The sequence below is a fragment of the Luminiphilus sp. nBUS_07 genome (assembly GCF_051201685.1).
Lineage (GTDB): Bacteria > Pseudomonadota > Gammaproteobacteria > Pseudomonadales > Halieaceae > Luminiphilus.
Genome location: NZ_CP179213.1, coordinates 1,310,905 through 1,335,231, shown reverse-complemented (window position 1 = coordinate 1,335,231; position 24,327 = coordinate 1,310,905). Strand labels below are relative to the sequence as shown.

Here is a 24,327-nt window from a genome sequence, read left to right as displayed (position 1 = left end):
TCCCAAATTTAGTCCGAACCACACATTCAGCACGATTGAGTCCAAGGAGACTTCGCTATGGCTTTGCCGCCCATTCTTAAAGATACACTTCGTCTACCCATTATTGCCTCGCCGCTATTTATTATTTCTAACCCAGACCTTGTCATAGCGCAGTGCAAAGCCGGCATCGTGGGATCGTTTCCTGCCCTCAACGCACGACCCGAGCCCGTTTTAGACCAGTGGCTGCAGCGCATTAACGATGAGCTCGACCGTCACAACCAAGAAAACCCCGATTCACCAGCCGCACCCTACGCGGTAAATCAAATTGTTCATGGTTCAAACGCACGTTTGGAATACGACATGGAAATGTGCGTCAAATACAAAGCACCCATTGTCATTACCTCTCTGGGCGCAAAAGAGTGGGTCAACGAAGCTGTGCACAGCTATGGCGGCATTACGCTGCATGACATCATTAACAACCGCTTCGCCAAAAAAGCCGTTGAAAAAGGCGCTGATGGCCTAATTGCTGTCGCCAGCGGTGCGGGCGGCCATGCCGGCACCCAGTCACCCTTTGCTCTGATTCAAGAAATTCGCGAATGGTTTGACGGCCCCCTCATTCTTTCCGGTGCCATTGCCACGGGAGATGCAGTACTCGCAGCTCAGGCCATGGGAGCCGATTTGGGCTACATCGGTTCAGCCTTCATTGCCACTGACGAGGCCAATGCTGAGCAAGGCTACAAGCAAGCTATTGTTGACTGTGGCGCCGATGACATTGTGTACAGCAACTTGTTCACCGGTGTCCATGGCAACTACTTGCGCCCCTCTATTGAGAGCGCTGGTCTAGACCCCGACAACCTCCCCGTTAGTGATCCAACGCAAATGAACTTTGGTTCAGGGGGCAATACAGACGCCAAAGCCTGGAAAGACATTTGGGGCTCCGGTCAGGGTATTGGCGCCGTTAAAAGTGCGGGCCCAACCGCCGATTACGTGGCGCAATTGGCCGCACAATACAGCGCGGCAAAAGCACGGGTCATGGGTTAATGAGCGACTCGACGCCTAAAATTCCGCGGTCTGCAGAGGACGACTACAGTGAAGAGAGCCTGGCTGCACGCCAGGCCTTTATTGAAGCCCAAACCGGTGTGGCGTTAAACCACACCAAACAGTACTCCTATGACCCCCACGTCATGGCTGGCAATATCGAAAATATTTGGGGAGTCGCCCAAATCCCAATTGGCGTGGCAGGCCCGCTGCTGGTGAACGGAGAACACGCTCAGGGCGAGTTTTATGTGCCCATGGCTACCGTCGAGGGCACCATGCTAGCTAGCTACAATCGCGGCATGAAGGTGATTCGCGAGTCTGGTGGGGTCACCACAACGGTGTCCGCAGAATCGATGCAGCGCGCCCCAGTGTTTATTTTTGCCGACGCCCGTGACGCCCGTGATTTTCAGGTGTGGTTACGTGCCAACTTTGACGAGATAAAAGCACAAGCTGAGAGCACAACCTCGGTCGGTAAACTGCTTGAGATTGAGAACTACCACGCACACAATTTCATAGCCACGCGCTTTGACTACTCCACAGGCGATGCGGCCGGACAAAACATGACCAGCCGAGCCACCTTTTTTGCCTGTGAATGGATACGCGAAAACTACCCCGGAAACATGCGCAACTATATGCTCTCGGGCAATTTTGATACGGAGAAGAAAACTTCCTCGGTCAACATGCTCAAAGGCCGTGGCCGACGCGTTACCGCTGAAATCACCATCCCTCGCAAAGTGCTCATGGACAACCTGCGCATTACCCCCGAACAAATGCAGTACGGGTATCAGGTATCGACTCTGGCAGCGTTTATGTCGAACAGTTCCAACAATGCCAGCCATCCTGCCAATGGCTTGGCCGCCCTTTACTTGGCCACGGGGCAAGACATCGCCAATATTGGCGAGTCCAACCAATGCACGGTGTATCAGCGCGCGACGCGAGATGGCGACCATTATTTTTCGATAACCCTGCCTTCGATCATTATGGCCAGCTACGGCGGCGGCACTAATTTGCCGACTCAAAGCGAGTGCCTGAAAATGATGGATTGCTTTGGTCAGGACAAAGCCCTGAAGCTCTGTGAGATTGCTGCCGGTCTGGTCGTTGCAGGGGAGCTGTCTCTCGCCGCCGCTACGCGCATCGATAAAGCAACGCGCACCAATGAATGGGTCGATGCCCATGAGCGGTTGGGACGCAATCGTTGATCTAAAACCTTAGACTGGACGCTTTACATAAGCGCTCTCTAGGGAAACCCAAAGAGGCTCTGAGCGATAACTCAGAGCCTCTTTTGATATCCCTCTACTGATCTCGCAGAGAAAACTATTCAGTCCACTCGTTTGTAACCAGCACCTATTTCCCTCTAGATTGGGCTGAACTGGAGTGACGCTACCGCGCCTCCTACGCTATTATCAGGTCTAGTCTTTGGACCGGAGTCATGAGCGACGATGAGAAACCAAACCGAATTGGGGTTTACCCTCGTTGAGTTACTGATTGCGGTGGTTATTGTGGGGGTACTGACTGCGCTAGCCCTTCCCTCCTACCAAGATTTCGTCAAAGCGAGTCGCAGAGCTGACGCGAGAAACGCGCTGCTGGCATTGCAAATTGCTCAGGAACGCTATCGTAGCAACAGCACAAGCTACGGCACGCTGGCACAGCTGACATCGAGCTACGGCATAGCGAGCACGTCTGAAGCCGGGTACTACACCATCAACGTTACCGCCAATTCGCCAACCTCTTATACCGCCACAGCGACACCCACCGGGACACAACAGGGTGACAGCTGCGGCACTTTCGCTGTGCAAAATGGCGCACCTCTCGTGACGGGCAGCTATGCTGATGGTGACTGCTGGCGCTAAAATTCGTAGACGCGCCGCGATCAAGATTTTGCCATTTCTGTAGTTGAATAACTTGTTTAAGCTTTGGAGGTTTGCATGCGCAGCCCTATGAATGGCGAAAACAACCCCTCAGGGCATCTGAGCATTGACCCCTGTGAGGTTTTCAAATGCTTGTTCACAATCATTGTTGTACTGCACGTATTCAGTGCCTTTGCGGTTTGGGCTCGGGTGTCGGGCGCCCCGGGCTACCTTAATGACATAGGAGAATATTTTAACGTCGGTATTGAACAAAACGTACCGACGATTTTTTCGGTGCTTATCTGGAGCACTGCTGCCGTCACAACTGGGCTTATTGCACACTTCGAGGCCTCAAGCAGGTCACAATTTGTAGGGCGCTGGCGAGCACTAAGCCTTATCTTCTTATTTTTGGCCTTCGATGAAGGTACCACCTTCCATGAGCACATAGGCTCTTTAACCGAGGACTGGCTAACGCCCGTGGGCTGGATTGCGCCAACCGGGTATTTATATTTTATGTGGGTAGCGCCCTACGGCGCTTTAGTCATGTTATTAGCGGGGCTTTACGCACCATTTCTTGATGCGCTACCGAGTCGCACTAGATGGGGGCTCGTGCTCAGTGCCGTTATCTTTTTGGGCGGCGCAATGGGCGTAGAGATGATTAGCGCCTCAGTTTACGAACAAAAGGCCGTCCGCTATTCAGTGTTATATGCGGTGTTGTATTCCATTGAGGAATTCATGGAAATGCTAGGGGTCGCTTTGCTGAACTTTTTTATGTTGGATTATCTGAAGACACGCGTACCTGACCTTGCATTGTCTTGGAGCTAAACAAGATTTACGAGTTAACAAACGAATACACGATTTATTTTCAAGAGCTACCTGTAGCTGCGCGCTGCCAACGGCTTATCCACCTCGACATGCCATCGTAGGATTTCCACCAAATCAAAGACGGCTAGGCCACCTCTCTTACCAGAAAAAACAACGTTTGCATTTTTGGTAAAACACACCAGAAGCAGCACAAGTACAAATCGGCCCTTCAGGGTGTATTAAGGACAACTCTTGGTGGTCTTTTGAGTGATAGATCCCGTTGACTTGTCAACCGCAACACAATCGCAGCCAGAATCTTTGCTGTCCACTTTCCACTTGCTTTTGCTCAGCACCGCACAAGACGTTCCACCGACAGTAATATTTGCAATAGCTGAACCGGCACAGTAACCGCTGGTCGCTGAGGTGCTCGCGGTAACGCTGCACGTTCCACTGCTTACGAAGTATATCCAACCGTCGCTGTTAACTGTGCAGCGCGCTTCGTTTGCACTCGAGTAGAAAACTGTCAAACTTCCATTAAAACTTGGATTTAACTGATGGTAAGAGCCTACTGCCTCACTGGTTGACCAGTTGTTAGCGAGGCTCAAGTTTGGATTATTACAGCTACTTGTACTGCTCGTACTGCTTGTACTGCTAGTACTACTGGCACTCTTCGTGCTGCTCGTGCTGCTCGTATCTTCTACGCAGTTTCCGTTTTTATCAGCTGCGCCTTTGCCTTGTGTACCACTCTTCGTCAGACAACTGTCGTCGTCATCACAGCTCGACCCCGAACAAACTGGCGTTGTAGGAGTACTAATTCCAACAAAACCATTGCGCTTAGGACTGTAAGACTCAAGGCCAAAATTTGAGTTTCCACCTCCCGACTCATAGGGACTCTCCCATTCAATGGATGCAGAAAACTTATCTCGATTAGTACCCGGGGTAACGGTAACGTTGGTTAACTGAAAATCTCCCACGCTTTGAGTCGCTGTCATAGCACTGGACACAAACGGATCATCAGGGTCAGAAATACGCGCGGAATCGTGCTTACCAATATCCATTACCGACATAAGTCGAACCAGACCATCAGTTCGATTTCGAACCTCAGACATGGTTTGAGTCCAACCGCCCAAAAGTGTGACTGACCCGGCGACCGTCAACGCAAGAATGGCAGAGGCCACGAGAACCTCCACAAATCCCATACCCCGCTGCTTTGGTTGTTTTGTCTTGGCCACGTCAATCTCCTTGAATCGTCCAGGAACCAGCGGAAGCGTACACTCCGCTAACGGGAAATGCGCTGGTAGTAATTCCTCCGCGTTCAGCAGAGATGATTTCAGGCTGTCGCCCTAATTTCGTCATATCGCCATTAATGACTAGTGTTCCCAAAACTTTAAGTCGATGCCATCCAGATGCGTCGCATTGCAGAGTACCGGCCTCCGGATTGCTGGCAGCTTCAATAAACACCAGGCCCACAAATTTATAGCCATTGGATCCGATGTCATTGCCGGCTGCCCTGGCGAGCATATCATTCCCGGGACAACCACGAATAACCACGATGGCAGGGTCGTCTAAGGTACCGTAGGAGTTTCCAAACCAAGCGCCATTATTAATCGCCTGGTTATTAAAGCCAGTACCACCCCCGAACAGAGAAAGAGCACTCCAAGTGAAACCGTTAGAACCAAACGGTACATCACCACTTGTTGCGTCAATCAGGTGCACGTTAGCGAGGTTATCTACGTTTTCCTCAAACCAGTCTCGCGTTTCTGTAAAGATTTGATTCCATAAATCCCCCCCGCTGTTGACCACGACATTAATGGCTTCAGCTGATTGGGTACTACCGCCGCCATTATTTAGGGTTCCATAGCTAGTGGGACAGTTGCTGTTACTAGCGCTATAAGTGCTACCCCTCGACAACGTAACGTAGTCAGTGCCACTGTCTTTTTGCGAGAAAATATCTGGCGTCCCGGTCACGTTGCTCAGGCACCCACTAATCATCAGTGGAGCGTCCAACGCCGTAGGCTGCAAAAGCGTGTTAAGGCTCACCCATTGACTCACCGTTGCGCTTTGCTGCACACCGTTCACGGCACGTCCAACAACTTTTATTAAAGGACCACCGTCCGGATCTACCTCAAAGCCAAAAGACATCGTGTAGTCACGATTGCCGTTCAGCCCACCCATATTGACCACGGGGAATGACATTGGCGAGCCAACCTGTCGAGCAGAATTGGGCCAAAGAGCTGATGTGTAGGTATTACCGGCTACGGCCAACCACTCCATGCCCGAAGCCATCGCTTCTTCCGCAGCCAAAAAAGCCTCGCTAGAACTATGTGTGTTAGTTGTTAAGCGCACCGAGTCAGCGGTGGATGTGGTCATGCTCCGAACAGCCAGCAAGGTTAGCAATCCCAAAATGGCGACGAAAAATATGGTGTAGGCACCCTGCTGGGGGTATATAAGCTTGGGACTACCGTTGCGACGACTTAACTTCATGACGCCGCCTTCTGAATGAGAACCGCATTTCGGGGCTTAGCGAAGATTTCAGTCTCAATCTTATTTTCAGGATTACTGGCACACAAACCATCGGTATTTTCCGAATATGCACAGAGCGTTATTTTGTAAAGCCGATCAATACGACAAGACAGCGATGTGGTTCCACAGACCGCAAGATCCGAAATGACGTCACCATTGTCTCCGTCGGCTGAATCTTGATCCATGAGATGCACTGTGAAGGTATCGACAAAGACATCACTTAACTTGGTAACAGGCACCCAGGCAGAGGATGCACCAGAAGCGTCACAGCCTGAATTACTGGGTGCCGAAGCAGAATATTCGTTAGGGTGTACGACCACCGTAGCCTCCAGTACGTGTGACTGTAACCGATAGCCAAAACGATGATGCAAGGGTACTGCCACCCCAACGGCCACGGACGCGCAGGCCGTAAAGTTACTCGCGTCACCTGACACACAATTGTGGTCGCGAACATATGATACGAGCACGCACTCAGCAGTCGCCCCTACCGATGAAGGCACCCCTGTCGTGCCAAATTCGACGGCCGGGAAATCTCCCTCATCACCCGTCGTCGACGCACCACTGCCTTGGGTTGTTACTAGATAGGCGGTTAATGCCGAGGGCAACCCTCGAAAACCGGCGCGACGTATATCATTTGATAAGGAAGTGATGGGCGCATACAACTGTTCTGTGCGCTTTGCGGAATCAAAAATGTCTTTCCCGGAACCCACTGTCGTCACGTAAAAGGTAGACCCAGCCAAAGCAATGAAACTGCCTATCGCTATGGTTATCATCAGTTCAGTCAAACTGAAGCCCGCGAATCGCCCAAGCACAAAATGTCTACAGCCCTTATCTAGGTGCATGTGCTGTACCCCAGGTCTCCATTGGCGGAGCAAACAAAAACTCCGCCTAGCAAATTTCGCTCGATTTTAACACTTAAGCTTTCTAGGGCAAAAGTAATCGTTCCTGCACCACTAGAGCTTAAACTTCTTACAGGGGAAATCGAAAACGACGCAGCGCTAGAGGAGGCCCCCCAACCCGTAATAGTAGCCGTAATGCCGCCTGCGTAGTCGCTATGGGATCTAGTCACCGTGGGCATGGTGCCTGTATTGGTAATCGAGTAAGACCAGACTTGCCCAGATGAAGCATAACTGAAGGCAACCGTCACACTACCACTAAGACCTAAAGCCAATGCCTCTGATCGAGCGGTGCGCATATCAGCCAGCAACGTTTCAGTGACCGCTTTAAGTCGCTGTTGCTGAATCAACCCCTGAAAAGAGGGTGCTGCAATAGAGATAAGAATAGCCACGACAACTAATGCCACCATTAACTCTACCAAGGTGAAACCTGTGAAGCTTCTTTTCAGCAAATTCCCCACCGCTAACCGTTACTGAAGCTGCGAAACCTTGTCGTCACTCGTTGGTACCACATTGGAGTGAATCCACGTTAGGCCCATAAATTCTCCGCAGCTACGTTGGTGTCGCCTTTGTCTGTTTGGGCTCACCGACACGAGACACGCAGGCTGCGCACGCAGAATAACACCGTCCCAGAGGCAACTACAAAAAGAAAGCTCAAGTACTCTGGGCTGTTAAAGCCGATTAATAATACCATTGAAAGGTGGGTCGCTCTCAATTTACACCATAGAATCGACACGCAGGACAGTAAAATCCAACATCAATTTCCCCGAGTAAAAGCCACTCAATGTTGTAAACTGTTTGCTTTGCTATTGAGGGGTCTCGAATGCTCAAGCTCACCACCCAACTCGTAAAAGCGTTTAGCGCTTTTTTACTATGCGCTGTGTTCGCAGTTGGTGCACACAGTGACCCCACAACAAAGCAAGACGCCATAGCAGCACCGGAATTCAGCTTGCCTGCCATCGCTAATGCCGAGGGTGCTATTTCACTGGCAAGTTACAAAGGAAACGTCACCTACCTCGATTTCTGGGCTTCGTGGTGCGGCCCCTGCCGTTTGTCTCTGCCCGCACTCGACGAAATCTATCAGGAACTCGCTCCGATGGGTCTTAAGGTCACCGCGATCAGTGTTGATGTGGTCGAGGAAGATGCGTGGGACTTCTTGGCGCGCTACCCGGTGACGTATCCAGTTGCCATTGACACCGAAGGCAGCGTACCCAAGGCCTACGCCGTCAACGGCATGCCGTCGGGTTACTTAATCGATCGCGAAGGTCGCGTTAGGGCAGTGCACGTAGGGTTTAAACGAGGAGATGAGGATGCACTGCGCGCTGAAATTCTGCAGCTTCTGGAAGAATAAAACTCTAAAGACCTACCGGTTTTTTTGTCTTTTTGCTCTTACTGGAATAACCGGTTGTTCGGGTCTCGAACCCGTGGCTGCGTGGGAGCGCGGATACCTCGCAGAGGATGCTATGCAATGGCAATCGAGCACCCGCGAGGCTAAATTTAAGGGCCACGTTTATACCAGCAAGGAGGCATCCTCTGGGGGTAACGGTGCTGCAGGAGGTGGTTGTGGCTGTAATTAGTAGCGGCCAAAACAGTGAGCACTCGGCCTCGACAATCAAACAATCGCCATTGGTAAGAACCTTGGGCGCCGCTGTGGCTGCTCTGCCCGCCTACCACAACACCTATGCCGATGCGCCCCCAGAGTTCACCGAGGTGGGATTGCGCTATAGCCACTATAGCGAGGACAACCTGTCCACAGATAACTTTATTGCCGGAGCACGCGGCCGTTACGACATTGATGTCACACAGCTCTGGATCGAGGCGCCCATAGGCTCGAGTTGGTCTATTGCTGTTGATGTTCAAAACGACTCGATGAGCGGCGCATCGCCATGGTTTGTCGGAACTCAAGTCGATGGTCAGCCCGGCGTTATAATGAGCGGTGCGAGTATCTACGATAATCGCGTTGAAGTGGGTGCTACCACGCGTTACTTCTGGGCTGATGGCAACGCCGGTTTCAACGTGACGCACTCCAAGGAAGACGACTACGAGGCCTTTGCTCTCGCATTCGACGTGGCTTGGAACAGCAGTGACAATTCAAGAACTTGGTCGGCTTCGGCAAGCACCTCGAACGACAGGGTCGAGCCCGTAAACGGCAACATCCCCGTATTTATCGACCGTGAAGACATTGACACGGCCTCGGTCTACTTTGGCGTCAGCCAAATTCTGTCTAGCACCGCGATCGTCCGCATTGGCCTGGGTTACACCTATAGCGAAGGCTATCTGTCTGACCCTTACAAGCTGTTTGATGCGCGCCCCGATGAACACAGCCGCACGGCGCTTAGTGGCGGTTATCGAAAGTTCTTTCCAGAGGCTCAAGGTGCCCTGCAAATTGACTACCGCTATTACTCTGACGATTGGGGCACTGACTCCCATACTGCCGAGGTGGCTTGGCATCAAAATTTTGAACGCTTCGCAATTACACCTTACCTGCGCTATTACAGCCAAAGAGAGGCTGATTTTTTCAGCGTTATCGCTGATTTAGACGAAGAGTTTTATGCCGATGATTTTAGACTGTCGTCCTATGGCGCCTTTACTGTTGGGCTGAGAAGCTCTATTCAGATTGGCGAATGGCAAGTGGAAGGACAGCTCGAACGTTATGAAAGTGATAACGATTGGGGGTTATATGACGGAGAGGCTGCTCCCGCCCTTGTAAATTTTTGGCGCGCCACCATTGGCATCAGCTGGCGCTTTGACTGATCCGCTCACCGTTACAGAGCATGCCTTTAAAGTCATGGGCGGCCCCGCTCGACTGGTTATAGAACACCCAGCGCCCGATGCCGCCAGTGCCCGGGCGGTTTGTCAGACCGTCGAGGGCCTGTTGCATGATCTCGAAGCGCGGTACAGCCGTTATCGCGAGAACAGCTTAATCAGCCAAATTAATTGCCTTGCCGGCACCGGGACGTTAACCCCCGTCGATGAAGAGACCCTCGCGTTACTGGAGTTTTGTGGACGCTTATGGGAACAAAGCCACGGTTTGTTTGACCCCACGGCAGGAATCCTGAGACAGGTTTGGGATTTTTCTAGTGGGCAGCAAGGCGAAGTCAGTAAACTGTCAGACCTGCTACCCAAAGTGGATTGGTCTAAGGTGCTGCAGAGCGAACAGGGTGTTGGGTTGCGCGATGTCGGGATGGAATTAGACCTCGGGGGTGTTGTGAAAGAGTATGGTGCCGATAAAGCCGCGCAGTCTTTGCGGGACAACGGTTTCAACCATGCGCTGATTGAACTTGCCGGGGATGTCGTGGCCGTGGGCAGTAAAAGTTCAGGGGCACCCTGGCATGTTGGCATCAGCGACCCTGAAGCCCCATCAAGGACCTTGCTCACCATCGAGCTGACCAACTGTGCCCTGGCCACCAGCGGCAGCTACCAGCGCTTTATTGAAATTAACGGCCAACGCTACAGTCACTTCCTCAATCCGCACTCGGGCTGGCCCGTCGAAGGGGCGGCGAGCGTCAGTGTTATTTCAGACAGTTGCCTGACTGCGGGCGCGGTCGCTACCGTTGGGTGTTTGCACAGCGGTGCCGATGCCACAACATGGCTTGAGGAGGCCGGGCTGCCTTGGCTGAGCATTGGACCAGCGGGCGAATGCTCCGGCCCTCTGGCCCCCCAATCATCCAGCCGATGACATTGGCCGTAATTGCATATCTATCACTGCTTTTGGTCCCCCAGCATGCCAGATACGCTTTATTACGACGGCCAGTGTCCTCTCTGCGTTAAGGAAATGGATCGGTTGCGCGTCATCAAGGATGAGCAACTGCGGTTAGTTGACATCCATGGACTGAGTGAGCCGAACAGTCCGGTCGACAAGGACCAATTGTTACGCGTGCTCCACTTAGAGCGCGATGGACAAATGGTTACCGGGATTGAGGCCAATGTTGCCGCTTGGCAGCACACCCGTTACGGGGTGCTGTGGCGGTGGATGACCTGGCCTCTCATTCGTCCCATTGTCGAGGTCGCCTACAATCGATGGGCGCGCTGGCGCTACGACCGACTCTACAAGACAGGGCTGTAACCTATGAGCAACTGGACTGCAGAAGAGCTCAAAGCATTACCCAGTCGGTATCGAGGCAACTTGATTAATGGTATTGCTGGGTTTAAACCCGCCTTGCTGGTGGGGACAGCCGACAAACAAGGACAAAGCAACCTCGCGGTTTTCTCTGGCGTCTTTCATATTGGTGCCAGCCCACCAGTGCTGGGATTAATCATCAGGCCCTGCCCCGAGGGCACTGAACGTCATACGCTCGACAACATATTGGCTACTAAGGTGTTCACCCTCAACCATATTACCGAGCCGATGATACCGGCCGCCCATCAGACCTCAGCGCGCTACCCCAGAAGCGACTCCGAGTTTGACGCGACTGAACTCACTGAAGAATGGATCCCCGAGTTTTCTGCGCCAGCCGTTAAAGAATCGCCAGTGAAGCTCGGGCTCTCACTCATCGAACATCAGGTGCTCGCCGTGAATCAAACGCACATGCTCATCGCAGGTGTGCAATGGCTGCAATGCCCTGCTTCTGGCATTCGAGACGATGGCTCGGTAAATCTTATCGACCTCGATACGCAAACGGTTTGCGGTTTGGACAGCTACCACGGAGTCAAAGAGGGGCGGCGATTTGCCTACGCTAAAGCCGATCGAGCGACACAGGCTTTGACCTGAATTGATCTATCAATGCTTTGGCACCGACCCGCACTAAACGAATTTCAAGAGCCGTTCTTTCCTGCAAAAAGCTACCGGCACCTGCATCTAGCCACTGAGCCAAAAACAAACTCTGGAAAACTAGCGCGAATGTCGTTGGTCATTGTGGTATCCAAATATTGAGGCTTTGACAGGTTTTGGAACTTTCCGAAAGTGCATGAGTCATAGTGGTGTAATATTTGCAGCCCCTTCGCCGTATTGATTCAGGAAAAGCTATGACCACAGAAACAGACCAAAATTTACCCCCACAAAAGTCCAACGCTGGAATCATTCTCGCGGGGGCGGGCTTTGTCGTTCTGTGTGGCATTTTATACTGGGGGTTTATGCAGGAAGAACCAGCACCAACGCCAGTTGAGGCTCCGGTGACTCCAGTCGCTCCACCGGTTGTCACTCCAGAGGCGGTTGTTGCTGAGCAGGCACCCGCATCTATTAGCGAGCCCACGCTTGAGCCGGAAGTCGTTCTCGCTGACGAAGTTAAGACGATAATCGAAGCTCCAGCAATTACGCTGCCAGAGAGCGACGCGGTCATTACCGAATACTTACCGCAGTTAAACAGCGGCATGCTCGGGCAACAATTTGCTATGAGCAGTAACGCCCTCGAACGGGGTGTTGCCATTGTTGACAACCTGCGCATGGGTAACGTGCCCTATAAGCTTTTACCCGTAGGCCGCCCCAGTGTGAAATTTCCGTTTCAAGATAACGGCCTTGCAGTGACCCTAGATCCCGTGGGCTTTGAGCGCTATAACGGCCTCGCCGATACCTTAGCTGGGGTCAATGTGGCAGCCGTTGTGACCCTCTATGACATGCTCTCGGGCGTGCTTGAAGAGGTTTGGTCAGGGCTGGGTTACGGTGACACCACGTTTGACGACGCCGCATTAGGCGCCCTCAATATGATATTGCTGGCACCCGCCACAGACCTAGAAGCGCGGTTGTACAAGGACGAGGCAAACTGGCGGTATGAGGACGACAGCTTAGAGACCTTGCCCGCCCTGCAAAAGCAGCTTATGCGTATGGGCCCCGGGAACGCTGAAAAAGTTCAGGACAAAGCACGGGAGCTGCGCGGAGCATTGCTCGATCGCAACACCTAATTAAAAGTTGTTTAGCGGCATTGGGCTCCCCGCTCATGCCGCCCGCAGTCACTAATTCAAGTCGGCGCAGTAAGACACTGGTTGCAATACCTAGCAGGGGCTGAGTGCGAGCGCTAGGTTTTGGGGCTAATCAAAAGGCTCACTCGCGTCGGTGATAAGCTCCATAAACTGCTCCGGCTCAAAGCCTCGATACTGCATGAAGCGGGCACGCTTCCCCCATTCCCGACGCCGATCGTCAGAGTTGGGCTCCCTGATGGGATTGGGGAATTTTTTGCTGTACACCTGTTGTGCCTGCCAAAACCAATCGACCTCTAACTCAGCCAAAGCGGCACAGTCTTGCCAGGAATTTTTTATTCCCTTGCTGCGCAGCTCCTGATCCAGCCTGCGCGGACCGATACCTTTATTGACCAGTTGCCGCACCATGGCCGCTGCAAAACGTGTATCGCTGAGTAAGTCTTCGTCGATGAGCCGCTGAAGCTGTTCGGTGACAACAGTGTCAAAGTCTTCTTCCCGACCAAAACGCCGCTTCAGCTTCAGTTTCAACTCCTCTACCCCATGCTCACGCCGAGCCAACAAATCCATTGCGGCCCGGCGTACGTCAGTGGGATTAAGAGGAGATTCCAAGCTCCTTACTCGGCAGAGGCTTCCGCACCCTCACTTGGCGCCGCTTCCACCACGGCGAGGGGTAAGCCCATTGTCTGATGGCGAATTTGACTTTCGATCTCGTTGGCAATGTCAGGGTGCTCCTCTAAAAATCGGGAGGCATTCGCTTTACCTTGCCCAATTTTGTCGCCCTTGTAGGCATACCAGGCGCCGCTTTTATCGACGAGGTTCAGTTTGACACCCCAGTCGATTACCTCGCCCATATGGTAAATACCTGCGCCATACATGATCTGAAACTCGGCCTGTTTGAACGGCGGCGAAACCTTGTTTTTTACCACCTTGACCCGGGTTTCGTTACCGACCACCTCGTCGCCGTCTTTGACCGCTCCGGTGCGTCGAATATCAAGGCGCACAGAGGCGTAAAACTTGAGTGCGTTACCACCCGTGGTGGTCTCTGGGCTGCCAAACATGACGCCGATCTTCATGCGAATTTGGTTGATGAAAATCACCAGGCAGTTGGTTTGCTTAATCGCCCCGGTCAATTTGCGCATCGCTTGACTCAGTAAGCGCGCTTGTAGACCTACGTGTGACTGGCCCATTTCGCCTTCAATTTCGGCTTTAGGCGTCAGTGCTGCCACGGAGTCTATGACGAGTACATCGACAGCGCCGGAACGAACCAACATCTCAGCAACCTCAAGAGCCTGCTCACCGGTATCAGGCTGGGATACGATCATGTCGTCCACCTGAACCCCTAATCGCTCTGCATACTGAGGATCTAGCGCATGCTCCGCGTCAATGAAGGCTGCTGTCCCCCCCTTTTTCTGCGCCTCGGCAATAACCTGCAGTGTCAACGTGGTCTTACCCGACGACTCCGGACCGTAGATCTCGACAATACGGCCCTTGGGCAGACCACCAATACCCAGAGCAATGTCTAGCCCCAGGGAGCCAGTAGAAATAGCCGGAATGGCTACGCGTTCCTGATCACCCATTCGCATGACAGTGCCTTTGCCAAACTGCCGTTCAATCTGCGACATTGCCGCGTCAAGTGCCTTCGCTTTGTTGGGATCCATGCGATTTTCCTCGGGTTGAGATTATAAGGTAAACTACTGTATGTATATTCAGTGTTTTTGCGTTCAGATGCAAGTCACTTTAGCGCTTTCCGGTGGTTCAGAAACTATCGTTAGAGAACACATGTCGTCATTGGCGACAGGTTGACCGCAAAACGAGACTTTGAGCGCAACAACAGGCAGTGCCGATCGACTGTTCCCAAAAATACGACAAACAAAACGCCGCCACTGCCAGCACATTGCGACGCACGCGGAGAATCTAGCCTCAAATCCGATGCAGCAAGACCCAAAGTACAGCGAACCCATTGGGTTAGCGGGCGTTAACAGTTTCTGCTGCTGGATTTGCTGCATCTCTGATCGCCTCCTGAGGACATAGGCCGTAGAATACGAACAACAGCCACACATGACTCATCGGACCCAGCTGAACACTATGTCAGACCCCTCATCACACACGCCTATGATGCAGCAGTATTTGGCGATAAAGCGCGAACATCCGCACGAGTTGCTGTTTTATCGCATGGGGGATTTTTACGAACTTTTTTACGAGGATGCCAAAGTGGCGGCAGAGGCCCTCGACATTACCCTGACCGCGCGGGGAAAGTCCGCGGGACAGCCGATACCCATGGCCGGAGTGCCCTTTCACGCCGCAGAAAATTATCTGGCGCGTTTGGTGCGCAGCGGATTTGCAGTCGCAATTGCCGAGCAAATTGGCGACCCCGCCACCAGCAAAGGGCCGGTCGAGCGCAAAGTCACACGCATCGTGACCCCCGGCACCCTCACTGACGAATCCCTGCTTGATGCCCGCAATGACGCACTGCTGCTTGCGCTGCATCAAGAGCATGGGCGCGCTGGGCTTGCCTGGGCTGATATTTCCAGCGGTCGCTTTGTCATTACCGAGGTCAGCGACAACGAAGCCTTACTAGCGGAGCTTGAGCGCCTGTCGCCGGCCGAAATTTTAGTCGCTGAGGGTAGCTTCCATACCGGCTTAGAGGGTCGAAGCGGCGTGCGGCAGCAACCACCGTGGCAGTTTGATACGGCCGCCGCGAGGCGCGCTCTGAATGCCCAGTTTCAAACCCAAGATCTGCGGGGGTTTGGCTGCGAGGATCTTGACCTAGGCCTCGCTGCAGCCGGATGCCTACTTGACTACTTAAAGGACACCCAACGGGGCAACCTGCCCCACATTCGAGGAATCCGCGAAGAAAAACTCACAGAAACCGTGCTGCTTGATGCAGCAACCCGCAGGAACCTTGAAATAGATCGCAACCTTCAGGGGGGCGAAGAACACACCCTATTTGCTGTTTTTGCGACAACCGTTACCGCGATGGGTACACGGCACCTCCGCCGATGGCTGCATCGTCCTATTTGTACCGTCGCCGAGCTCACCGCCAGACAGGAAGCAGTCAAGGACCTTATCGACGACTATCGATTTGAGACAGTCCGCTCTCTGCTCAAAACCGTGGGCGATGTCGAGCGTATTTTGGCACGGGTCGCCCTAGGGTCCGCACGCCCTAGGGATCTTACCCGCCTGTGCGACAGCCTGAGCGCACTGCCTCAACTCAGAGCAGAACTCTCGAGCATTGGTGTTGAACGCTCTCACCGACTTGCTGCAACTGCTGAGGCGCTAGGCGAGTTTCCTGAGTTAGTGACGCTGCTAACAAGAGCATTGATCGAGAATCCGCCCGTGGTGATACGGGACGGGGGTGTCATCGCCGACGGCTACGATGAGGAGCTTGACGAACTGCGCAATATCTCGCGCAATGCCAGCGAATATCTTCTGGAAATTGAACAGCGTGAGCGGGAAGCCACAGGGCTCAACACGTTAAAAGTTGGCTACAACCGCGTCCATGGCTATTACATCGAGATCTCACGCGCACAATCTGACGCTGCTCCCGATACCTACGTACGCCGACAAACACTGAAGAACGCTGAGCGCTTTATTACACCTGAGCTCAAGGCCTTTGAAGACAAGGCCCTCTCGGCGAAATCTCGGGCTCTCTCCCGTGAAAAATTTCTCTACGAAGCCTTGGTCAAAGAATTGCAGCAACAGCTGGCCCCACTGCAAACCTCGGCCGAGGCGTTGTGTAATCTTGATGTCTTCGCCTGTTTTGCCGAACGGGCTCTGACGCTAGACCTGGTCTGCCCCGAATTCACCGACACCTTGTTGCTCGATATAGAAGCTGGCCGCCATCCCGTTATTGAACAGGTGCTCGAAACACCTTTTATTGCCAACGGCACCCGGCTCGACGCTCAGCGACGAATGCTACTCATTACCGGTCCGAACATGGGGGGTAAATCCACCTATATGCGACAGACAGCGTTGATCGCGCTGTTGGCGCACGTTGGTGCATTCGTCCCTGCAAAGCAGGTTCAGTTGTCACCCATCGATCGAATTTTCACCCGCATAGGGTCATCGGACGACCTTGCCAGCGGCCGCTCAACCTTTATGGTGGAAATGACCGAGACTGCCAATATTTTGCACAACGCCACGCCTAGGAGCCTCGTTCTCATGGATGAGGTCGGCAGAGGAACCAGCACCTACGATGGTTTGAGCCTTGCCTGGGCGGCAGCGGTTGCTCTCGCAACACAAGTTCGTGCCTTTACCCTGTTTGCCACCCACTATTTTGAGCTCACACACCTACCAGAGCAGCACGACGCCATGGCCAATGTTCATCTAGACGCCACAGAACACGAGGACCATGTCGTTTTCATGCACAACATTCAGGAGGGGCCTGCCAATCGAAGTTTCGGCCTGCAAGTGGCCAAACTTGCCGGTGTTCCGGACAGCGTTCTCGCCCTCGCCCGCGACAAACTCAAACAGTTGGAGACTGGAAAAATACAGGTTGAAACCGTGATACCCCCCTCTCAAAACGATTTTTTCGCAACTCCCAACGCGCACCCGGTGATTGAGCAACTTGAAAGTTTGAGCCTTGATGAGGTCTCGCCGAGGGCCGCGCTAGAAATTCTGTACGAACTTCGCAAACAGTTGTAACTGGCGTATTTCAAATCGACTCAGAAGGCCGTATCCTTGCGTCGGACCAACTGGAGATAAGTAAGCATGACCTTTGTTGTAGGCGAAGACTGTATCAATTGTAAACACACCGACTGTGTCGAAGTATGCCCGGTGGACTGTTTTTACGAGGGCCCCAATTTTTTGGTCATACACCCCGACGAATGCATCGACTGCGCGTTGTGTGAACCTGAGTGCCCTATTGATGCGATCTACTCAGAAGATGAGCTACCCGCAGGGCAGGAGCAGTTCCTAGAGTTGAATGCCGAACTCGCCGACATCTGGCCCAACATCACAGAGAAAAAACCCGCCTTGGAAGACGCCGAGGCTTGGACTGGAAAGTCAGACAAACTGCCGCTGTTACAGCGTTAGTCGCGTTCGCCAAGACAACAAACCAGAGAGCTTTGTGGCGTAAGCCTGTGGAGAGGCGCCGTTGAGTGGTGTCACATCTTAACGGCGGGGCAGTAAGCGCAGTGGATCAACCGGCTGTCCCTTGCGGCGAATCTCAAAGTGCAACTTGACGGTGTCTGTCCCGCTGCTGCCCATCCGGGCTAACTGTTGTCCGGCACGGATATTGGCACCCTCTGCTACCAGCATCGCGTCATTGTGCCCATAAGCACTGAGAAACTGGTCGTTGTGTTTAACGATCAGCAACGCACCGTACCCCTTCACGCCGGTACCTGCATACACAACCACACCCGCAGCCGTGGCATAAACCGGATCACCACGCTGACCAGCAATGTCGATACCCTTATGGAGCACGGCCGAATAGGCACGCTCCACCGGGCCCTTGCCCGGCCACAACCAGCGGGTCACAGGTCCCAGCGTAGGCGCCTCGCCGCCAACCACCGATTTAACCTGCGGGGCTGGCGCTTTAGCCACGGGTATCGCTTTGGTCGGGGGTGGACTTGAAGTCACTTTAGGCGGCGTTGCCCCTTGCCCACTTGCCTCGGCAGCAGAAGTTGTTACTGAACCTTTCGGCGCTGCCGGCTGAGGTTTCTCTGCGGGTTGAGTTTGTGATTGGGGCTGAGACACAGACTTTAGTTCAGGTTTGGATTTAACCTCGACCGCCTTTGGCGCTGGCGGATGAGATAAAGCGACAGCTGCCGACCCATCGACCACAGAGCCCGCAACAGGATCGATGGTGCTGAGAGTTTGCCCCGGATAAATAAGATAAGGGGGCGCAATATCATTGGCTCTGGCTAGTAATCGATAATCAGCACCGAGACGGAAAGCGATCGAATATAAGGTATCGCCCTCTTGCACAGTGTACGGCTCACCATGGTCAAGAGAGCCACCGTACTGGGGAGCGTGCGCCACCTCAGGGGTGACGGCGTCCCTATTGCGCTCGAGGGTAACGCCTTGTCGAGTTTCAATAGGCGCTGGCGGATTATTCGAACAACCCCACAGTAAAGCGATCGCTAAGTAGCATAGCCTTGCCCATGGGACGGTCATACTACTGCGGCACATCCGCAGCTCGATTCGTCGCTGAGCGACCCGCCAACCTATGCAGCGAAATAACAAGGCCTGCACCCAATGCAGCACTGAGTAAACAGCCTAGTAACTGACTATCCCCCGTAGTTTGCTCGTAGTAGAACGGCGAGACCGGGGCCGTTTGTGTGGGGCGAACCTGACCATCGCTGTCGATCGTTGTCTGCAGCACCTGTTGCCATGGCCATAAAATGACCAAAGAGCCCAGTAAAAATCCCACCAGAAGTGCCATAGTGGCAACGCGCGCCCGGGCTAATACAAAACTCAGAAATCGACTAGAAATAAGCAGGCCAATGCCGCAGCCCCCAGCGAACACTATTAAGGGAATCCATTCTCGATCGGCAACTGCCGAAATAATTGGCCCATACATGCCAAGCAGCAACAAAATAAAACTGCCTGAAATACCGGGTAAAATCATCGCGCAAATACCTAGCAATCCCGCCACAAAAAAACCGCCCAAGTGCTGTGGAAAACTAATTCCAGAGCCCAATCCCAGCAGCAACATCGCGGCTACGCCCAGCAACGACATGAGGACAACAGTGGGCGTCAGACGCGCAATTTCGGTGCGCATAAGTGTCAAACTCGACACCAACACCAAGCCACAAAAAAACGACCAAACTAAAAGAGGCTGTGTCGCCAGCAACAATTTCAGTGTTCCAGCCAAACTAAAAATAGCCGACCCAATACCCAACATAAGGGGCAACAGAAACTCGCCATCGACGTGTCGCCAAAGAGCCTGCCATTGCCCGCGTAACAACAGGCGCATGGCAGACGCGTTCACCGATGTCACTGCGGCCAAAAGTCGCGGATAGATTCCGGTAATGAGGGCTACCGTGCCCCCAGAGACTCCAGGGACAAGATCAGCGGCGCCCATCGCAGCCCCACGCAGAAAAATGCTCCAGCTTGGAATCGCCATTATCGCTCCACCCCCGGCAACATCGGCACAAAATTAACTGGCTCTACAGCCTCAGTTTCAAAGCCTGACTCGGTTGCGTGCACGACAACTAAATCCTGAGCCCGGTTGCCTACGGGCATAATTAGGCGCCCCCCCATGGCTAGCTGCTCCAGCAATGCCGATGGTACTTGTTCCGGTGCGGCGGCCGATAAAATTACGTCAAAGGGACCTTTATCTGGCCAGCCCGCGAGACCATCACCAAATCGCAGCTGAACGTTGCGCAAGCGCAGATCTCTGAAACGCTTCCGCGATCGATCTGAGAGACCTTTGATCCGCTCCATCGCATAAACCTCCCCCGAGACTTGCGCGAGTATGGCTGTTTGATAGCCCGATCCACTGCCAATCTCGAGGACTTTTTTCGGTGTGCCATTGGCTATTGCCAGCTCGGTCATTCTGGCCACAATATAAGGCTGTGACAGCGTTTGGTTCCATCCAATAGGCAGCGCAGTGTCCTCATAGGCACGGTGGGCAAGGGCCTCATCAACAAATAAATGTCGCGGTGTTGACCGGACAGCCTCAAGGACTTGAGTCGATGTAATGCCCTGCTCCACCAAACGCTGCACCAGTCTCTGGCGCGTTCGCATGGAGGTCATGCCAATTCCGTCACGGTCCATCGATCAGGCCCCTTCACCGGCCCGTGCAGTCAGCAGGGTGACAGCGTGGCACGCGATACCCTCTTCTCGCCCAATGTAGCCCAGCTTTTCTGTCGTAGTTGCCTTGACGTTAACGGCATTAAGCTCGACCCCAAGATCACTCGCAATATGAGCGCGCATGGCGTCAATGTGGGGGGCCATTTTTGGCTGCTGCGCGATGATGGTGATATCAACGTTCATGGCCTGCCACTGTTGCGCTCCCAGCAAGGTCACAACATGTCGCAATAGCCCACGGCTGTCGGCATTGGCATAAGCCGCGTCGGTATCGGGGAAGTGCTTCCCAATGTCCCCTAACCCAGCCGCTCCCAAGAGCGCATCACAAAGGGCGTGAAGCACCACATCACCGTCGGAATGGGCAACCAGACCGGCGCTGTGGGAAATTTTTTCGCCGCCTAAAATGACGTGGTCTCCGGGACCAAAAGCATGGACGTCAAAACCATGTCCGATACGCATCATGTTCGCTTCACCGCCCACGTTTTTAAATAATACTCAGCAACCCTCAGGTCATCTGGCACCGTCACCTTCAAATTGCAGGAGGGCCCTTCAACAATTTGTACGTCATACCCCGCCTGCTCCATCGCACTGGCCTCGTCGGTGACCGGCAGGCCTTTATCCAGTGACTGTTCTAAAGCGAAAGAGAGCTCAGACCAGCGGAACATTTGAGGGGTCTGAGCGCGCCACAAGCTCTCTCTGTCCAAGGTTTCTTCAACGCGTTGGTCCTTCCCCACTCGCTTAATCGTATCACTGACCCTCTGCGCCAGCAGACCGCCGACACCACCTGCTTTAATGGCATCGATAAAGCGCTGCAAATCTGCCAAAGGCAAGCAGGGCCGAGCGGCATCGTGCACCAGGACCCAGTCGTCTTGCGCGGCAATACCGGCAAGACTGCGCAGTCCTGATAGAACCGAGTCAGCCCGCTCTGCCCCACCAGAAGCCCGGGTAACTCTGGGATCACTAAGGCTCAAAATCTCATCCGCGCGGCGATCTGCAGGATCTACTACCACGACGACACCACGCACATCGGGGCAAGCGAGTAGTGCACGCAGGGCGTATTCAAGAATGGTGGCCCCTGCAATTCGCAGGTATTGCTTGGGTATTTCTGCGGCCATACGCTGGCCCGACCCAGCCGCAGGAACTACGGCCCACAGGCTACTCATGGTTGCGGAGACGCCGGCTCCGATGGCTCGACAAACTGATAGTAGGTTTCGTCGTCTTTCACCAGCCCCAGCTCCTCCCGCGCATGCTGCTCTACGGCTAAATGACCGTTTTGAAGCTCCAGTACCTGATGCGCCAAGCGATCGTTACGGGCCTTCAGTTCAGCATTACGCGCTTCCTCTACCACAATTTTTTCCTGTAATCGCACACCCTCGGCAATGCCCCCCTCGCCAAACCAGAGTCGGTACTGAAGAAACACCATCAGGCTCAGTAACACGGCAGCCAAGATACGCATGGGCATTAGCCTCGAGCAAACTCGTCGCGGCCACGATAAGGCGCCGTTAGTCCCAGCGCAGCCTCAATACGCAACAACCGATTGTACTTGGCAACGCGATCTGATCGACACAGCGACCCGGTTTTTATCTGTCCTGCGCCCGTACCCACCGCGAGATCGGCAATCGTGGCGTCTTCGGTTTCCCCAGATCGATGGGAAATCACGGCTGTGTAACCTGCGCCTCGCGCCATGGCAATGGCGTCCAAGGTCTCCGACAAAGAGCCGATCTGATTAAATTTAATCAAAATCGAATTGCCGATGTTTTCGCGGATTCCGCGCTCCAAGATTTTTGTATTGGTCACAAAGAGGTCGTCGCCAACTAACTGAATGCGATCCCCAAGTTTTTGGGTCAGCGTTGCCCATCCCTCCCAATCGGACTCGTCCAGCCCGTCTTCGATGGAAATAATGGGGTGTTGGTTGCACAAATCGCCCAAGTAGTCGGCAAATTCGCTGCTATTGAATTGCCGGCCCTCGCCCTGGAGATCGTAGAGGCCATCTTTATAAAATTCAGAAGCGGCACAGTCGAGGGCTAAAGTAATGTCTGACCCAAGCTTGTACCCCGCCACATCAACGGCCTCAGCAATGACATCGAGGGCCGCGGCATTCGAGGGGAGATTGGGCGCAAACCCACCCTCATCGCCCACTGCCGTCGCCAGACCACGAGCAGATAGCACCTTCTTTAAATGATGAAAAATTTCTGCCCCAATCCGCAGCGCATCCGAGAAAGTACCGGCAGAAACTGGCTGAATCATGAACTCTTGTATATCGACATTATTGTCGGCGTGCTCACCACCGTTAAGAATATTCATCATCGGCACGGGCATCGTCATCTGCTCATTACCCGATAGATTGGCAATGTGTTGGTAAAGAGGAATACCGCTGGCCGTTGCTGCCACTTTGGCCGCAGCCAATGAAACCGCGAGGATGGCATTGGCGCCAAATTCCCCTTTATTTTCAGTGCCATCGGCCTCAATCATACGCTGATCGATGCCCCGCTGATCGCTAGCATCGTGTCCCAGAAGCAGATCACGAATGGGCCCGTTAACATTGCCCACTGCCTGTAAAACTCCCTTGCCGAGGTACCGTTTCGGATCGTTGTCGCGCAATTCCAGAGCCTCTCGGCTCCCGGTACTAGCACCGGAGGGTGCACAAGCAACGCCCACCGCATCGTTGTCTAGCGTGACCTCCGCCATTACCGTGGGATTTCCCCGTGAGTCCAATACTTCGAAAGCACGTACGTCGACGATCTCGTTCACTTCAGGTTCTCCAGTTGTGTTTAATTAATGGTGAGGTGGGGTAAGGCTTTTGCCATCGTATCAACGGCTTTGACTTGCTCAAGAAAAGGCTCAAGCAGGTGCAGCGGCAGTGCGCTGGGACCATCGCACAAGGCTTTATCGGGATCGGGGTGGGCTTCCAAAAATAAACCAGCAAGACCCACGGCCATACCTGATCGCGCCAATGACAACACTTGTTGCCTGCGACCACCTGAAGCGCTTTGCCCGGGGTCTCGACGTTGCAGGGCGTGCGTCACGTCAAAGATTAGCGGCAAGCCGCCCGAGACGCGCTGCATCACGCCAAAGCCGAGCATGTCGACAACGAGGTTGTCATAGCCAAAATTACTGCCCCGCTCACAAAGTAATAGCTGGTCATTGCCACACTCACGAAACTTATCCACGATGTGGGCCATTTGCTCTGGACTTAAAAACTGGGGTTTTTTGATATTTACAACGGCTCCCGTTGTCGCCATTGCCTGTATTAAATCGGTCTGGCGCGCAAGAAAAGCAGGGAGCTGGATAATGTCACAAACCTCAGCAGCGGCAGCGGCTTCGTCAGGCGCATGAACATCGGTCAGTGTGGCAACACCCAGCGCGCGTTTTACCGCACCCAGTTGCTTAAGCCCCAACTCCAGCCCGGGTCCTCTATAAGATTTCACCGAAGAGCGATTGGCTTTGTCGTAGGACGCTTTGAACACCAGCGGAATGGATAAGCGTTCGCAAACCTCGCGGTAATGTCCTGCGACATCGACTGCAAACTGCTCGCTCTCGAGAACGTTAATTCCCCCAATGAGTACGAAAGGCAAATGGTTGCCAAACTGAATATCGCCGGCAGAAATGGTAACTGGAGTGTCAGACACGAG

General features: G+C 53.5%; 27 protein-coding genes. 13 read left to right on the top strand and 14 right to left on the bottom strand.

Annotated elements, in window-relative coordinates; translation table 11 throughout:
* Nucleotides 1-57 precede the first annotated feature (57 nt).
* The 4 genes from ACMAZB_RS05910 to ACMAZB_RS05895 all read left to right on the top strand — a co-directional run bounded on the left by ACMAZB_RS05910 (nucleotide 58) and on the right by ACMAZB_RS05895 (nucleotide 3,689).
* Nucleotides 58-1,020: an NAD(P)H-dependent flavin oxidoreductase gene (locus tag ACMAZB_RS05910; RefSeq protein ID WP_435215266.1), complete on the top strand. Its 963-nt coding sequence runs from the start codon at nucleotides 58-60 to the stop codon at nucleotides 1,018-1,020.
* A complete protein-coding gene (locus ACMAZB_RS05905; RefSeq protein WP_435215264.1) occupies nucleotides 1,020-2,216 on the top strand; it encodes a hydroxymethylglutaryl-CoA reductase in 1,197 nt (398 codons plus the stop codon). Before ACMAZB_RS05910 ends, ACMAZB_RS05905 begins: the two co-directional genes overlap by 1 nt.
* A gap of 240 nt (nucleotides 2,217-2,456) precedes the next feature.
* Nucleotides 2,457-2,867, top strand: a complete 411-nt coding sequence (locus tag ACMAZB_RS05900) for a type IV pilin protein (protein WP_435219791.1) — start codon at nucleotides 2,457-2,459, stop codon at nucleotides 2,865-2,867.
* Between the two features lie 75 nt (nucleotides 2,868-2,942).
* On the top strand, nucleotides 2,943-3,689 hold the full coding sequence (locus ACMAZB_RS05895) for a hypothetical protein (RefSeq protein WP_435219790.1): 747 nt from the start codon (nucleotides 2,943-2,945) through the stop codon (nucleotides 3,687-3,689).
* A gap of 218 nt (nucleotides 3,690-3,907) precedes the next feature.
* Here the strand turns inward: ACMAZB_RS05895 and ACMAZB_RS05890 are convergent, their stop codons facing one another.
* From ACMAZB_RS05890 to ACMAZB_RS05875, 4 genes are read right to left on the bottom strand one after another with little or no spacing between them, the layout of a single operon-like run.
* Nucleotides 3,908-4,900 carry a type IV pilus modification PilV family protein gene (locus tag ACMAZB_RS05890; RefSeq protein WP_435219789.1) on the bottom strand — a complete coding sequence of 331 codons (993 nt, stop codon included), beginning with the start codon at nucleotides 4,898-4,900 and terminating at the stop codon, nucleotides 3,908-3,910.
* A gap of 1 nt (nucleotide 4,901) precedes the next feature.
* Nucleotides 4,902-6,152, bottom strand: a complete 1,251-nt coding sequence (locus tag ACMAZB_RS05885; protein ID WP_435219788.1) for a hypothetical protein — start codon at nucleotides 6,150-6,152, stop codon at nucleotides 4,902-4,904.
* Entirely contained in the window at nucleotides 6,149-7,033 is an 885-nt protein-coding gene (locus ACMAZB_RS05880) for a PilW family protein (protein ID WP_435219787.1), read from the bottom strand. The genes ACMAZB_RS05885 and ACMAZB_RS05880 overlap by 4 nt, the downstream gene beginning before the upstream one ends.
* Entirely contained in the window at nucleotides 7,024-7,539 is a 516-nt protein-coding gene (locus ACMAZB_RS05875; RefSeq protein ID WP_435219786.1) for a pilus assembly FimT family protein, read from the bottom strand. The genes ACMAZB_RS05880 and ACMAZB_RS05875 overlap by 10 nt, the downstream gene beginning before the upstream one ends.
* Before the next feature lie 371 nt (nucleotides 7,540-7,910).
* Here ACMAZB_RS05875 and ACMAZB_RS05870 point away from each other — a divergent pair, with 371 nt between their 5' ends.
* The 7 genes from ACMAZB_RS05870 (at nucleotide 7,911) to ACMAZB_RS05840 (ending at nucleotide 12,925) form a co-directional block, all read left to right on the top strand.
* Entirely contained in the window at nucleotides 7,911-8,438 is a 528-nt protein-coding gene (locus tag ACMAZB_RS05870) for a TlpA family protein disulfide reductase (RefSeq protein ID WP_435219785.1), read from the top strand.
* Nucleotides 8,392-8,664, top strand: coding sequence for a DUF4266 domain-containing protein (locus ACMAZB_RS05865; RefSeq protein WP_435219784.1), 273 nt, complete (start codon nucleotides 8,392-8,394; stop codon nucleotides 8,662-8,664). The genes ACMAZB_RS05870 and ACMAZB_RS05865 overlap by 47 nt, the downstream gene beginning before the upstream one ends.
* On the top strand, nucleotides 8,651-9,841 hold the full coding sequence (locus ACMAZB_RS05860; protein WP_435219783.1) for a DUF3570 domain-containing protein: 1,191 nt from the start codon (nucleotides 8,651-8,653) through the stop codon (nucleotides 9,839-9,841). The genes ACMAZB_RS05865 and ACMAZB_RS05860 overlap by 14 nt, the downstream gene beginning before the upstream one ends.
* The gene (locus ACMAZB_RS05855; protein WP_435219782.1) at nucleotides 9,834-10,766 is read left to right on the top strand and encodes an FAD:protein FMN transferase; all 933 of its coding nucleotides are present in this window, start codon (nucleotides 9,834-9,836) and stop codon (nucleotides 10,764-10,766) included. Before ACMAZB_RS05860 ends, ACMAZB_RS05855 begins: the two co-directional genes overlap by 8 nt.
* Before the next feature lie 45 nt (nucleotides 10,767-10,811).
* Nucleotides 10,812-11,153, top strand: a complete 342-nt coding sequence (locus tag ACMAZB_RS05850; protein WP_435215249.1) for a thiol-disulfide oxidoreductase DCC family protein — start codon at nucleotides 10,812-10,814, stop codon at nucleotides 11,151-11,153.
* Between the two features lie 3 nt (nucleotides 11,154-11,156).
* Nucleotides 11,157-11,798: a flavin reductase family protein gene (locus ACMAZB_RS05845; RefSeq protein ID WP_435219781.1), complete on the top strand. Its 642-nt coding sequence runs from the start codon at nucleotides 11,157-11,159 to the stop codon at nucleotides 11,796-11,798.
* 254 nt (nucleotides 11,799-12,052) lie between these two features.
* Complete coding sequence (locus ACMAZB_RS05840; protein ID WP_435219780.1) at nucleotides 12,053-12,925, top strand: DUF3014 domain-containing protein; 873 nt, start codon at nucleotides 12,053-12,055, stop codon at nucleotides 12,923-12,925.
* 126 nt (nucleotides 12,926-13,051) lie between these two features.
* On the opposite strand, the gene ACMAZB_RS05835 is transcribed toward ACMAZB_RS05840, so the two are convergent.
* Entirely contained in the window at nucleotides 13,052-13,549 is a 498-nt protein-coding gene (locus tag ACMAZB_RS05835) for a regulatory protein RecX (protein WP_435219779.1), read from the bottom strand.
* A 5-nt stretch (nucleotides 13,550-13,554) separates the two neighbouring features.
* Complete coding sequence (gene recA, locus ACMAZB_RS05830; RefSeq protein ID WP_435215242.1) at nucleotides 13,555-14,598, bottom strand: recombinase RecA; 1,044 nt, start codon at nucleotides 14,596-14,598, stop codon at nucleotides 13,555-13,557.
* Between the two features lie 427 nt (nucleotides 14,599-15,025).
* Here recA and mutS point away from each other — a divergent pair, with 427 nt between their 5' ends.
* Together mutS and fdxA are read left to right on the top strand one after the other, a co-directional pair.
* The gene (gene mutS / locus ACMAZB_RS05825) at nucleotides 15,026-17,584 is read left to right on the top strand and encodes a DNA mismatch repair protein MutS (RefSeq protein ID WP_435219778.1); all 2,559 of its coding nucleotides are present in this window, start codon (nucleotides 15,026-15,028) and stop codon (nucleotides 17,582-17,584) included.
* 66 nt (nucleotides 17,585-17,650) lie between these two features.
* A complete protein-coding gene (gene fdxA / locus ACMAZB_RS05820; RefSeq protein ID WP_435215238.1) occupies nucleotides 17,651-17,974 on the top strand; it encodes a ferredoxin FdxA in 324 nt (107 codons plus the stop codon).
* Between the two features lie 78 nt (nucleotides 17,975-18,052).
* On the opposite strand, the gene ACMAZB_RS05815 is transcribed toward fdxA, so the two are convergent.
* Genes ACMAZB_RS05815 through kdsA form a run of 8 tightly spaced genes read right to left on the bottom strand, consistent with a single transcriptional unit; the run spans nucleotide 18,053 to nucleotide 24,324 of the window.
* Nucleotides 18,053-19,057 (bottom strand): peptidoglycan DD-metalloendopeptidase family protein, encoded by a 1,005-nt coding sequence (locus ACMAZB_RS05815; RefSeq protein ID WP_435219777.1) that lies wholly within the window; start codon nucleotides 19,055-19,057, stop codon nucleotides 18,053-18,055.
* 1 nt (nucleotide 19,058) lies between these two features.
* Nucleotides 19,059-20,009, bottom strand: coding sequence for a DUF368 domain-containing protein (locus tag ACMAZB_RS05810; RefSeq protein WP_435219776.1), 951 nt, complete (start codon nucleotides 20,007-20,009; stop codon nucleotides 19,059-19,061).
* A complete protein-coding gene (locus tag ACMAZB_RS05805; protein WP_435215234.1) occupies nucleotides 20,009-20,662 on the bottom strand; it encodes a protein-L-isoaspartate(D-aspartate) O-methyltransferase in 654 nt (217 codons plus the stop codon). The genes ACMAZB_RS05810 and ACMAZB_RS05805 overlap by 1 nt, the downstream gene beginning before the upstream one ends.
* Nucleotides 20,663-20,665: 3 nt before the next feature.
* On the bottom strand, nucleotides 20,666-21,154 hold the full coding sequence (gene ispF, locus ACMAZB_RS05800) for a 2-C-methyl-D-erythritol 2,4-cyclodiphosphate synthase (protein ID WP_435215959.1): 489 nt from the start codon (nucleotides 21,152-21,154) through the stop codon (nucleotides 20,666-20,668).
* On the bottom strand, nucleotides 21,154-21,858 hold the full coding sequence (gene ispD / locus ACMAZB_RS05795; protein WP_435215232.1) for a 2-C-methyl-D-erythritol 4-phosphate cytidylyltransferase: 705 nt from the start codon (nucleotides 21,856-21,858) through the stop codon (nucleotides 21,154-21,156). Before ispD ends, ispF begins: the two co-directional genes overlap by 1 nt.
* A complete protein-coding gene (ftsB, locus tag ACMAZB_RS05790; protein ID WP_435215230.1) occupies nucleotides 21,855-22,151 on the bottom strand; it encodes a cell division protein FtsB in 297 nt (98 codons plus the stop codon). Before ftsB ends, ispD begins: the two co-directional genes overlap by 4 nt.
* Before the next feature lie 5 nt (nucleotides 22,152-22,156).
* Nucleotides 22,157-23,446 carry a phosphopyruvate hydratase gene (gene eno, locus ACMAZB_RS05785; protein WP_435215228.1) on the bottom strand — a complete coding sequence of 430 codons (1,290 nt, stop codon included), beginning with the start codon at nucleotides 23,444-23,446 and terminating at the stop codon, nucleotides 22,157-22,159.
* A gap of 20 nt (nucleotides 23,447-23,466) precedes the next feature.
* The gene (gene kdsA / locus ACMAZB_RS05780) at nucleotides 23,467-24,324 is read right to left on the bottom strand and encodes a 3-deoxy-8-phosphooctulonate synthase (protein ID WP_435219775.1); all 858 of its coding nucleotides are present in this window, start codon (nucleotides 24,322-24,324) and stop codon (nucleotides 23,467-23,469) included.
* Between the last annotated feature and the right edge of the window lie 3 nt (nucleotides 24,325-24,327).